This is a genomic window from Actinocatenispora comari (assembly GCF_017312725.1).
Classification (GTDB): Bacteria; Actinomycetota; Actinomycetes; order Mycobacteriales; family Micromonosporaceae; genus Actinocatenispora; species Actinocatenispora comari.
Map to the genome: position 1 here is coordinate 25,214 of NZ_BOPO01000004.1, position 11,681 is coordinate 36,894.

General features: G+C 72.6%; 8 protein-coding genes. 3 read left to right on the forward strand and 5 right to left on the reverse strand.

Going from position 1 to position 11,681, the window contains the following annotated elements; genetic code table 11:
* Positions 1 to 45 precede the first annotated feature (45 nt).
* From NUM_RS01895 to NUM_RS01910, 4 genes are read right to left on the reverse strand one after another with little or no spacing between them, the layout of a single operon-like run.
* Positions 46 to 912 carry an SDR family NAD(P)-dependent oxidoreductase gene (locus NUM_RS01895; RefSeq protein ID WP_207122766.1) on the reverse strand — a complete coding sequence of 289 codons (867 nt, stop codon included), beginning with the start codon at positions 910 to 912 and terminating at the stop codon, positions 46 to 48.
* Positions 909 to 1,751, reverse strand: coding sequence for an amidohydrolase family protein (locus NUM_RS01900; RefSeq protein ID WP_207122767.1), 843 nt, complete (start codon positions 1,749 to 1,751; stop codon positions 909 to 911). The genes NUM_RS01895 and NUM_RS01900 overlap by 4 nt, the downstream gene beginning before the upstream one ends.
* Positions 1,748 to 2,935: a mandelate racemase/muconate lactonizing enzyme family protein gene (locus NUM_RS01905; protein ID WP_207122768.1), complete on the reverse strand. Its 1,188-nt coding sequence runs from the start codon at positions 2,933 to 2,935 to the stop codon at positions 1,748 to 1,750. The genes NUM_RS01900 and NUM_RS01905 overlap by 4 nt, the downstream gene beginning before the upstream one ends.
* Positions 2,922 to 4,289, reverse strand: coding sequence for an aspartate aminotransferase family protein (locus tag NUM_RS01910; RefSeq protein WP_207122769.1), 1,368 nt, complete (start codon positions 4,287 to 4,289; stop codon positions 2,922 to 2,924). Before NUM_RS01910 ends, NUM_RS01905 begins: the two co-directional genes overlap by 14 nt.
* A gap of 200 nt (positions 4,290 to 4,489) precedes the next feature.
* Here NUM_RS01910 and NUM_RS01915 point away from each other — a divergent pair, with 200 nt between their 5' ends.
* From NUM_RS01915 to NUM_RS01925, 3 genes are all read left to right on the forward strand, one after another.
* Positions 4,490 to 5,305, forward strand: coding sequence for an IclR family transcriptional regulator (locus NUM_RS01915; protein ID WP_207122770.1), 816 nt, complete (start codon positions 4,490 to 4,492; stop codon positions 5,303 to 5,305).
* Between the two features lie 417 nt (positions 5,306 to 5,722).
* Positions 5,723 to 7,918, forward strand: coding sequence for a hypothetical protein (locus NUM_RS01920; protein ID WP_207122771.1), 2,196 nt, complete (start codon positions 5,723 to 5,725; stop codon positions 7,916 to 7,918).
* A gap of 192 nt (positions 7,919 to 8,110) precedes the next feature.
* Positions 8,111 to 10,291 carry a hypothetical protein gene (locus tag NUM_RS01925; RefSeq protein ID WP_207122772.1) on the forward strand — a complete coding sequence of 727 codons (2,181 nt, stop codon included), beginning with the start codon at positions 8,111 to 8,113 and terminating at the stop codon, positions 10,289 to 10,291.
* 213 nt (positions 10,292 to 10,504) lie between these two features.
* Here the strand turns inward: NUM_RS01925 and add are convergent, their stop codons facing one another.
* Complete coding sequence (add, locus tag NUM_RS01930; protein WP_207122773.1) at positions 10,505 to 11,542, reverse strand: adenosine deaminase; 1,038 nt, start codon at positions 11,540 to 11,542, stop codon at positions 10,505 to 10,507.
* Between the last annotated feature and the right edge of the window lie 139 nt (positions 11,543 to 11,681).

Sequence of the window (11,681 nt, forward strand, 5' to 3'; positions counted from 1 at the left end):
TACCCGGCTTCCAGCCGGCGCGCGTACCGGTCCCCTGGCCGACGCTCAGGGCCGGACGGTGTTGCGGTACGGGGGCATGAAGCGCAGCCGCGGGAGCTGGTCGGCGAGGACGCCGCCGTCCACGACCAGGTGGGTGCCGGTGATGTAGCGGCCGGCGTCGGAGGCGAGCAGCAGCACCGCGCCGACGCAGTCCTCGGGCGAGCCCGGTCCGCCGGCCAGCGGGATCCGGTCCCGCCAGGCGTCGTCGAACGCGGGCCGGTCCAGCGGGAAGTCGTCCGCGATGGGGGTGGCGAGCATGCCCGGCGCGATGGTGTTGGCGGTGATCGAGTGCGGGCCGAGTTCGGCCGCGAGCGACTGGGTGAGCAGCTCGACCGCGCCCTTGGAGGCGTTGTAGTGGGCCAGTCCGGCCTCGGCCATCAGCCCGTTCTTGGACGACACGGTGATGATCCGGCCGGCTATCCCGGCCGCGATCATCTGCTCGGCGATCCGCTGGGACAGGAAGAACACCGCGTCCAGGTTGATCCGCATCAGCTCGCGCCAACCCGCCACGGTGATCTGGTTGAAGTGCTCCAGCCGGGCGGTACCGGCGTTGTTGACGAGGATGTCGACCGGCCCGGCCGCACCCCAGATCCTGTCGGCGAGCCCGGCCAGGCCCTCGGTGTCGGCCAGGTCGAAGCCGACCGGGCGACAGCTGCCGCCCGCCGCCTCGATCCGGTCCGTCAGCGTAGTGAGGCCGGGCGCGCCGGGCCGGTCCACCGCGACGATCGCCGCGCCGGCCTCGGCGAGGCCGAGCGCCAGCGTCGCGCCGAGCCCCTGCGCCGCACCGGTCACCACGGCCCGGCGACCGGTCAGGTCGAACCGGCCCGCCTCAGGCCGGCCGGAACGGTCGGGCGGTTCGCGCCGGTCGGTCACGACAGCCCCAGCAGGTCCAGCGACGGCCGGTGGATCAGCTTCTCGATCTCGTCCGCGGCAAGCGGCGGCAGACCGGGAATGCCGGGTACCGCACCGATCGCGCGCAGCCCGTCGATCGAGTCGTTCACCGTGGTGAACGGGTGGTCGCTGCCGAACAGCAGCTTGCTCCAGACCCCGTAGTCCTGCGCCAGCCGCAGCGAGTGCCACAGCTGGAACGGTCGGTAGTGCAGCGCGGAGACGTCCGCGTACACGTGCCGGTGCTTGCGGATCATCGCGATGCACTCTCCCTCGTACGGGTGGCCCAGGTGCGCCAGCACCATCCGCAGCTCCGGGTGCCGGATCGCCACCTCGTCCAGGTGCACCGGCAGCGCGTACTTCAGCGGCGCGGCCGACACGAACGTGGTACCGGTGTGCACCAGCAGCGGCAGCCCGTGGCGCTCGGCGTAGGAGTACAGGTCGTCGTAGGCGGGATCGGCCGGGTCGAACCCGGCGTACATCGGCATCAGCTTGACGCCGCGCAGCCCGAGTTCCTGGTGTCCGCGGCGCAGCTCGTCCTGCCAGCCGGGCTGGGTCGGATCGACGGCCAGGTAACCGATCAGCGCCTCCCGGTGGGCCGCCACGTAGCGGGCGACGTCCGCGTCGTCGACCCACAGCCCGCTGCGCCGCGCCTTGCCGCCGACCACGATGGTGCGGGTACCGGGCGGGCAGCTCGCCGCGTACTGCTCCCACCGGACGGTCAGGTCGACCTCGCCGCCGCGCGCCCGGGCCGCCTCGGACCGGAACGGGTCGCCGACGTGGTCGGCGCAGCCGAACAGGTGGGCGTGCACGTCGACGATCACGTCCGCTCCCGCCGTTCCCAGCCGGGCGCGAACATGTTCCAGAACCCCTGCGTCGGCGGGTGTTCGGCGAACACCTCGTCGACCAGCTCGACACCGAGGCCGGGCCGCTCCGGCAGCCCGACCCGTCCGTCCACGATGGGCAGCGTGCCGGTGATCGCGTCGAAGACGAAGTCCTCCAGCAGCGAGTCGAACGTCTCCAGGATCTTCAGGTTCGGCACGCCGAGCGCGGCGTGCACCGACGCGGTGGTACACAGTGGAGAGTTGGAGTTGTGCGGGGCGACCAGCATCGCGTGCAGGTCGGCCAGCGCCGCGAGCTTGCGCAGCTCGGTGAAACCGCCGGCCATCGACAGGTCCGGCTGGATGATGTCCACCGCGTTGGTCGCGAACAGCTGCTTGTACTCGTACCGGTTGTGGAAGTGCTCGCCGCCGGAGATCGGCATGCTCGCGCGCGCCCGCAGCTCCGGGTAGCGCTCGATGTGCGTCCACGGCAACGGTTCCTCGAACCAGCCGAGGTCGAACGGCGCCAGCTCGGCCACCAGCCGCGCCGCGGTCGGCATCGCGAACCGGGCGTGCCCCTCGACGAACAGCTCGACGTCCGGGCCGACCGCCTCGCGCACCGCGGCGACGATGTCGACCGACCGCCGCAGCTCGGTGCGGGACAGCTCGCCCAGCCCGGCGCCGAACGGGTCGAACTTGAGCGCCGAGTATCCCTTCGCCACCGTCTCCGTCGCCTTCGCGGCGAACGCCGCCGGCTCCCGATCGCCGGTGTACCAGCCGTTCGCGTACACCGGGACCGACGAGCGGCAGGCGCCCCCGGTCAGCCGGTACACCGGGACGCCGAGCGCCTTGCCCATGATGTCGTGCAGCGCCTGGTCCACGCCGCTCAGCACGACGCCGCCGATGTCCCCGCCGCGCAGGAAGTCGCCCTGGTAGAGGCGCAGCCAGATCTCCTCCACGTCGAACGGGTCGGCGCCGATCAGGTGCCGCTGCGCCATCGCCTCGGCAAGCTGGCAGGTCTCCCGCCCCCGGTACGGGTGGGTGATCTCGCCGACGCCGTGCAACCCGGCGTCGGTGTGGATCCGGACGTAGCCGAAGTCGCGCCAGGCGGTGCCGAGCATCAGCGTCTCGACCCGGCTGATCCGGCCGGCGGCGGTGGTCGGCCGGGTGGTGTCAACGGTGAGCATCGGCTCCGCCCATGGTGGAGGTACCGGCGAGCTGGTCCACGCCGCCGTCGGCCAGGGTGTCGCGCACCGCGGCGCGGGTGGCCTCGACGAGCCGGTCGGCGTCCGCGGCGGTGTGCGCGTACGAGACGTGGCTGCGCTTGAGGTTGAGCGGCAGCTCGAAGACGCCGTGCTCGGCGAGCCGCCGCCGGTAGCCGATGAACATACCGACATCGTTGCGCAGCAGGTCGGTGTAGGTGCGCGGAACCGGCCCGGACATCAGGTAGCTGACGAACACCGACCCGTACCCGGTGACCACCGCCGGCACGTCCAGCTCGGCGAACACCTCCGCCAGGCCGGCGCGGATCTTCTCGCCGAGCGCGAAAACGTGCTCGTGCACCGGTTCGGTACGCAGCTTGCGCAGGGTGGCGAGCGCCGCCGCGACCACCGCCGGGTGCCCGTTGTAGGTACCGGCGAAGAACGCCGGCGCGCCGGGCGTGGTGCTGAACAGCCGCATCAGGTCGGCGCGGCCGCCGAGCGCGCCCACCGGGTACCCGTTGGCGATGGCCTTGCCGAGCGTGGTCAGGTCCGGGGTGATGCCGGACAGCTGCTGCCAGCCGCCGAGCGCGTGCCGGAACCCGGTGATCACCTCGTCGAACACCAGCACCGAGCCGTGCCGGGTGGTCTCGTCCCGCAGCGCCTGCAGGAACTGCTGGTCGGGCAGCAGGCAGCCGACGTTGTGCGGGACCGGTTCCACGATCACCGCGGCGATGTCGGCGCCGTGCTCGGCGAACGCGGCGCGGACCGCTGCGACGTCGTTGAACGGCAGCACCAGCGTGGCGTCCAGCACCTCGGGCAGGATGCCGGTGGAGATCGGGTCGTGCGCGCCGACCCGGTCCGGCGCGGAGATCACGTTCAGGCTGACCGAGTCGTGCCAGCCGTGGTAGCAGCCCTGGAACTTCACCACCAGCCGGCGGCCGGTCGCCGCCCGCGCCACCCGCAGCGCGTGGAACGTCGCCTCGCTGCCGGTCGAGGTCAGCAGCACCTGTTCCAGGCTGGGTACCAGCTCGCAGAGCTGCTCGGCCAGCTCGACCTCACCGGGGGTCACCCCGACGCCGCACAGGTCGGCGGTACGGCCGGCCTCGGCGACCGCGGCGCTCACGTCCGGGTCGTTGTGGCCGAGCAGCGGCGGGCCGAACGCCGCGTGGTAGTCCACGTACTCGCGGCCGGTGGCGTCGGTGAACCGGGCACCGCTCGCCGCGGTGATCACCAGGTCGGCCAGGCCGGGGATGCTGCGCTGGCCGGAGTTCACCCCGCCCGGGATGACGCGCCGGGCGCGCTCGGCCAGCCCGGCGCCGCGGGCGTCTGCCGCCGTCACGCTGTGCCCTGCAATTCGGTGCTCCTCGTCCTCGCCGCGGCGCGGCCCAGCCCGACCGCGCTCGCGTGATCCTGCTCCGTTGCTCTCGCCACACACTGTTCGGCATTGCCGAACGCTGTGCGGCAAACCTAGAGCTGGCCTGACCAGCGAGTCAAGGGTTCGGTTGGGGATTGGCCAGAAAATCCGTATGCTGTTCGGCTATGGCGAACAGAGGGCGTCCGGCCGGCGAGGACTCGCGGTACTGGGTGAGCAGCGTGGCGCGGGCCGCCGAGGTGCTGGAGACGCTCGCCACTGCCCAGCCCGGCCACGGCATGAGCGTCACCGAGGTCGCCGCCGCCTGCCGGCTGTCCAAGAGCGCCGCCTTCAGCACCCTGTACACGCTGTGCCAGGTCGGTCTGGTCGCCGACGACGGCGACGGGATGAGCCGCCGGTACCGGCTCGGCATGGGCCTGGCCCGGCTCGGCTGGCGGGCCCAGTCCCAGGTGTCGCTGCGCGACGTGGCCCGGCCGGTACTCACCGGGTTGACCCAGGCCACCGGGCTGAGCTCCCGGCTCGCGGTCGGCGAGAGCGACCACGCGGTCGTCGTCGACCAGGTCACCAACGGCCAGCGCATCCAGTTCGACCTGCGGATGGGGGTGCGGGAGCTGCCGCACTGCACCGGGTTGGGCAAGGCGCTGCTGGCGGAGATGACCGACGCTCAGGTCACCGAGCTGATCGCGCGCGTCGGCATGCCCCGGCGTACCGGCAAGACCATCGTCGAGCTGGACCGGCTGCTGGCGCACCTCGCGGACGTGCGGCAACTCGGCTACGCGGTGGACGACGAGGAGGACGCCGAGGGCATCTTCTGCATCGGCGGCGCGGTGCACGACCACGAGGGCCGCTGCGTCGGCGCCGTCAGCGTCACCGGAATGAAGCTGGACATCCCGGCGTGGCGGCTGCAGGAGTTCGGCCACGCCGTCCGGGACGCGGCCCGCCGCATCTCCGCCGACCTCGGCCACCGCGACGACGCGGGCTGACCGCGACGCCCGCCGAGCGGCCGGCGTCGACCGGTCACCGGTCCCGGCCGCCGGCTGACCGCAGCGCCGAGCGCGTCGGCGACCGGCCCCGTCGCCGGCCGGCACTCGCCGGCACAGCCGGTGGCGGTGCCGATGCCGATGCCGGGGCCGATGCCGATGCCGGTGCCGATGCCGGTGCCGATGCCGATGCCGATGCCGGTGCCGGTGCCGGTGCCGGAGTCTTGACGGCCGGGATCGGCCGACCTAAGCTGGCGCAACCTCGCGACAGCAGCATCGTCACGAGCTCCGGCCGACACTCGCGCGTCGCAGCCCCGACCGCGGATCCTTTTCGGCCCGCTCCGCTCCCGCCACGGACTGTTCTGGCACCGCCGGACGGATCGGTCGCTTGCCGACCCCTGGCGAAGGGCGAGACGTCTGATGAACGATCCCACTCCCGAGTCCCACGGCCGCGGCAGACGCGCGCTGCTGGCCGGTGCCGCCGGCGCCGGTGGCCTGCTGCTCGCGGCCGCGACCGCCGGCCCGGCGCAGGCCGCGCCGCACCAGGCCGCGCCGGTGCTCCGGTACGACACGGTCCGCGACCTGCTCGCGGCCAGGCACCCGGCCGACGGCGCGGTGGCGGTCGTGGCCGGCTACCACTCCCCCGGCGACGGCGGCGGCGGTGGGTACCGCTGGGACGCCGGCGCGACCCGCACCGGCAACGGCGGTACCGTGCTGGATCCCGCGCGGGGCAAGGCGAGGCGCGGCCGCTGGCTCGCGCTGCACACCGGTACCGTCGACTTCCGCCGGTTCGGGGTGACCGGGCCGACGACCAACGCCGACACGGCGCTGGACGCGATGGTCACCGACCCGTCGATCGCGCGGATCGAGGCGCACACCGACCTGAACTTCGTTCGCCGGCACACCTTCTCCCGCAGCCGGATCGAGCTCGACTTCGGCGGCCACACGGTGACCACGAAGGGGATCGAGGAGGCCAGCCACGACCCGGACGTCAGCCCGTTCCAGGCGGTGCTGTACTTCCGGGGCGCGGTGGCGAAGGAGTCGATCCGGTTCACCACCACCGAAGCGATCGCCGAGCTGTCCGACGTGTTCCCGGTCGCCGACTCCGCGAGCTTCACCGTCGGCGGCTGGTACGCGGTCGAGGTGAACGCGCTGTCCGGGCAGTACGAGCGGGAGCTGCAGAAGCTGCTGCAGGTCACCCAGCGCGTGGACGGCACGCACGTGCGGGTCAACTACCAGAACGGCTGGCCGTTCGCCGCCGGCCGCACCTTCACCTGGACGAAGGTCGAGCCGGTCACCGACGTACGGGTCGGCAACCTGGCGTTCGTCGGCTCCGGCGGCACCCCGTACGCGGAGTCCGACTGGCCGAAGCCCGATCCGGACGAGTGGAACGGCTCGCACCCGTTCGCGTTCGAGTACGCGGTGCGCTGCGACGTGGCCGACGTGCACGCCGTCGGGACGTTCTGGCCGGTGGTGATGCGCCGCTGGGGCACGTTCTTCCGCACCGAGCGCTGCTCGATCGCCAACCCGCCCACGGTGTTCTACGGCGGCGCCGGCTACCTGACCCAGAACATCTACTGCCTGTACGGGCACGTCGAGGACTGCCACAGCAGCAACGCCCGGCACCTCACCGACTTCGTCAACGCCGCGTACTGCTACGTCACCAACTGCCACGGCGACGGGGACGACGCCGGCGGCAACCCGTTCACCACGCACGGCCAGTACGAGCACGACCTCGTGTTCACCGGCTGCTCCGGGCTGATGGACATCGCCAACAGCGGCTCCGCCTGGGGTACCGCGGCGAAGCGGTTCACCATCCGCCGGCACGTCATGTCCTGGTTCGTGGCCAGTACCCGGATCAGCGACCTGACGCTGGAGGACGTCACGGTGATCCCGCGCAGCACCTTCGACCCGGACGGCAAGTTCATGGTCAACGCGGACGGGCTGCAGCTGCGGGGCTGTTCGGCGAAGACGTTCGCGGTGGCGAAGACCTCGTCCCGCTCGTCCCGGCCGAACGTGATCAGCGGCTGCACGTTCGAGGTCGCGTCGGCCAACGTACTGGTGCAGACGCCGGTCGACGTGGCAGTGCATTTCGACCGGTGCACCTTCACCGACCTCAGTGGTGTCGAGTGCCACGGCAGCGGCCCGGTGTACCTGACCGACTGCACGATCACCGGGACGCCCGGCGGCAAGCCGATCTCGTTCGCCGGTACCGACGTGGTCGTCTCCGGCGGCCGCTACACCGACACCGGGTTCGTCCTGACCGCAACCCGCGACCAGCGACTGCACATCGGCGGCGGCGCCCGCATCGCCGGTACGAACGCGGCGAAGGCGCTGATCTCCCGCAGCGGCGGCGACGGCACGATCGACTGGGAGCTGGCCGACTACGACAGCTCCGCCGACGACGGCACCGCGCACGTCGCGCTCGCCACCGGCACCAACCGGTACACCGCGGTCGGGTCCCGGTTCGCCGGCGGGACGCTGTCCCTGTCGCCGCAGGCGTTCCGCGGCGACTCGTACCTGCTGCAGACCGGCTGCGTCGAGTCCGGGGTGGACCGCACGGCGTACCCGCCGGCCGGCGACCGGGTGCACACCGGAACCGATCTCACCGTCTGACCGCCGCGACCCGGCGAACCGGGATCGCACCGTCCTCCGCGAACCCGACGAACCGGGATCGCAGCGTCCTCCGCGAGCCCGGCGAACCGGGATCGCAGCGTCCTCCGCGAACCCGGCGTGCCGGGATCGCACCGACCACCTCCCGGCGGCGCCGTACGCGCCGCCATCCTGCCTGCCGTTTCAGGAGAAGCCATGGATTCGACACCCGACACCGCACCGACCCGCGGCCGGCGCGCGCTGCTGGCGACCGTCGCCGGCGCCGGCGGGCTGCTGCTCGCCGGCGCCGCCACCTCCCCCGCACAGGCCGCGCCCGCCCACCACGACCCGGTGTACGGCCTGGCCCGAATCGCCGACCTGCTCGCGCTGGACACCGGGAAGGTCCACGACGGCACCGTGGCGCTGGTCGCCGGCTACCACACCGCCGGTGACGGCGGGGGCGGCCAGTACCGCTGGGACGCCGGCTCGACCCGCGCGCACAACGGCGGTACCGTGCTGGATCCCTCGCACGGCAAGGCGAAGAAGGGTCGCTGGCTCGCGCTGCACGACGGCGTGTTCGACTTCCGCCGCTTCGGCATCACCGGTCCGAAGACCAACGCGGACGCCGCGCTGGAGGCGATGGTCGGCGACGCGAGCATCTGGCGGATCGAGGCGCACACCGACCTCAACTTCGTGAAGCGGCACACCCTGTCGCGCAGCAACCTCGAACTCGACTTCGGCGGCCACACCGTCGGCAGCAAGGGCATCGAGGCCAACACGCACGACAACCCGTTCGGCGCGGTGCTCTACTTCCGCGGCACGGTCGCGAAGGACCCGATCACGTTCACCACCACCGAGGCGATCGCCGAGCTGTCGGACGTGTTCCAGGTCGCGGACTCGTCGACGTTCGCCATCGGTGACTGGTACGCGCTGCAGGTCAACCTGCGCAACACGACCTGGGAACGCGAGCTGCAGAAGCTGGTCCAGATCACCGAGCGGGTGGACGGCACGCACGTGCGGGTCAACTACCAGAACGGCTGGCCGTTCGCCGCCGGCCGCACCTTCACCTGGACGAAGGTCGAGCCGGTGGTGAACACGACGGTACGCAACATGGTGTTCGTCGGGGTGGGCGGCGACGAGCTGTCCGGCTCGCACCCGCTCGCCTACGAGTACACGGTGCGCTGCGACGTGTCCGGCATCCACGGTACGGCAACGTTCTGGCCGGTGATCATGCGCCGCTGGTGCACGTTCTTCCGCACCGAGCAGTGCTCGCTGGTCAACCCGCCGGACGTGGACTACGGCGGCGCCGGCTACCTGACCCAGCAGATCTACTGCCTGTACGGGCACGTCGAGGACTGCCACACCTCCAACGCCCGGCACCTCAACGACTGGACCGCCTCCGCCTACTGCTACGTGACCAACTGCCACGGTGACGGCGACGACCAGGGGCCGTTCGTCACGCACGGGCAGTACGAGCACGACCTGGTCTACACCGGCTGTTCCGGGCTGATGACGTTCGCCAACAGCGGCGCGGCCTGGGGCTCGGCGGCGAAGCGCATCACGGTACGCCGGCACGTCTGTTCCTGGTTCGTCGCCCGGGTGAAGGTCACCGACCTGACGCTGGAGGACGTCCGGGTCATCGGCAAGAAGGGGCTGGACGGCTCCGGGATGATCTGGGTGAACGCCGACGGCGTGCAGCTGCGCGGCTGCCAGGCCAGCGACACGTTCATCGTCTCCCAGTCGTCGAACCTCTCCGGCCGGGCGAACATCATCTCCGGCTGCGACATCCCGGCCACGCCCACCGCCGGCGTCATCTACCCGGGCCAGCAGGGCAACGAGGTGGTGCAGGCCAACGTCACCAACCCGCTGTACTTCGACCGGTGCACGTTCCGCGGCGTCAACGGCAACGCGTTCAACGGCACCGGCGAGCTGCACTTCACCGACTGCGTGTTCACCGGCGCCGAGGACGCGCAGCCGGTGACGATCGCCGCCACCGCGGTGACCATCGAGGGCGGGACGTTGTCCGACGTCGGGTTGCGGCTCACCGCGACCAGGGCGCAGCGGCTGCGGATCGGCGGCGGCGCAACCGTTTCCGGTACCAACAACGCCAAGGCGCTGCTGTCCCGCGGCGCCGGCGACGCCACCGTACGCTGGGAGCTCGGCCCCTACGCGAGCACCGCGGCGAACGCGGACACCGCGCACCTGGCGATCAGGGCCGGCACCAACGAGTACCAGGCGACCGGCGCGCGGTTCACCGGCGGCACGCTCTCGCTGGCGGACAAGGCGTTCGAGGGCGACTCGTACCTGCTGCACACCGGCAACGTGGAGACCGGCGTCACGCGCAGCATCCCGGCCGACGGCAAGCGCGTGCAGACCACCGGCAACCTCCGCCTCTGACCGACGGACCGCGGCGGCCCGCTCCGCGCCGCCGCGGTACGGAACCACCACTGACCGAGCCGCCACGCCACCGCGCTGCCATGGCCCGAGCTGGCATGGCCCGAGCTGGCATGGCCCGAGCTGGCATGGCCCGAGCCATCGCAGCCCCGGTCCGGCGGCGCCGCGAGGTTCCGCCGCTGCGGCGGTGGCCCGGCCGCCGTGACGGCGGTTCGGTCAGCGGGGTGTCGGTGGCTGGTCCGCGGGGCCGGCGAGCCAGGCGTCGATGCCGGCGGTGGCGGAGCGGACCAGTTCGGCCGGCGCGTCTCCGGTCTCCAGCGAGGTACGGGCGATGTCGGCGAGCTGCGCGTCGGACAGGCCGAACGTGTCCCGCGCGGTCTGGTACTCGTCGGCGAGGCCGGCGCCGAACATCAGCGGGTCGTCGGCCCCCAGCGAGCACCGGACACCGGCGTTGAGCAGCCGCGGCAGCGGATGCCGGGCGAGATCGGATACCACGCCGAGGATCCGGTTCGAGGTCAGGCAGACGTCCAGGCCGATGCCCCGGTCGGCGAGCAGCGCCACCAGCTCCGGGTCCTCGGCCGCCCGGACCCCGTGCGCGATGCGCGTCGCGCCGAGCGTCTCGATCGCGGCACGGACGCTGTCCGGACCGCTCAGCTCGCCGGCGTGCGGGGCCACTGTGAGCCCGGCATCGCGGGCGATCGCGAACGCCGGGGCGAACGGCTCCGCGCCGAACTGCGACTCGTCGCCGGTCAGCCCGAGGGCGTGGATGCCGTTGCCGGCGTGCCGGGCCGCGAACCGGGCCAGCGCCACCTCGCCGGCCGGGTCGGCGTGCCGGTTGACCGCCATCGTCAGGCCGAACCCGACGCCGCAGCGCGCACCGGCCTCCCGCGCGGTGTCCAGCACCATCTCCAGGACCTGCTCGGGCGGCCCGAACCGCGGGTACACGTGCGGGTTGAAGTGCGGCTGGACCCAGGCCGCGCCGTCGGCGGCGGCGTCCTCGATCAGCTCTCGTACCAGCCGCTGCAGGTTCTCCGGGCGGGCCTGGCTCACCGCGTGCGAGGCGGCGAACACCTGCTGGAACTCGGTGAACGTGGTGAACCCGCGCGGGTCCGGCGCGGTCAGCCCGGCCTGCTCGGCGAGTTCGGTCAGCGTCGCCGGCCGCATCGCCGCCGAGATGTGCAGGTGCAGCTCGGCCTTCGGCAGCGCCCGCAGGTCGCGCCGGTGCCCCGGCACCGTCGGCTCGGTCATGGTCATCCGCGCGCCCTCCCTCGCCGTGCCGGTGGCGCCGCCGCTCGCCACACCGGCGACTCCGCCGACCGGTGGTGCCCGCGACTCGGCACCCCGGCGACTCCGCCGACCGGTGGCGCCCGCGACTCGGCACCCCGGCGACTCC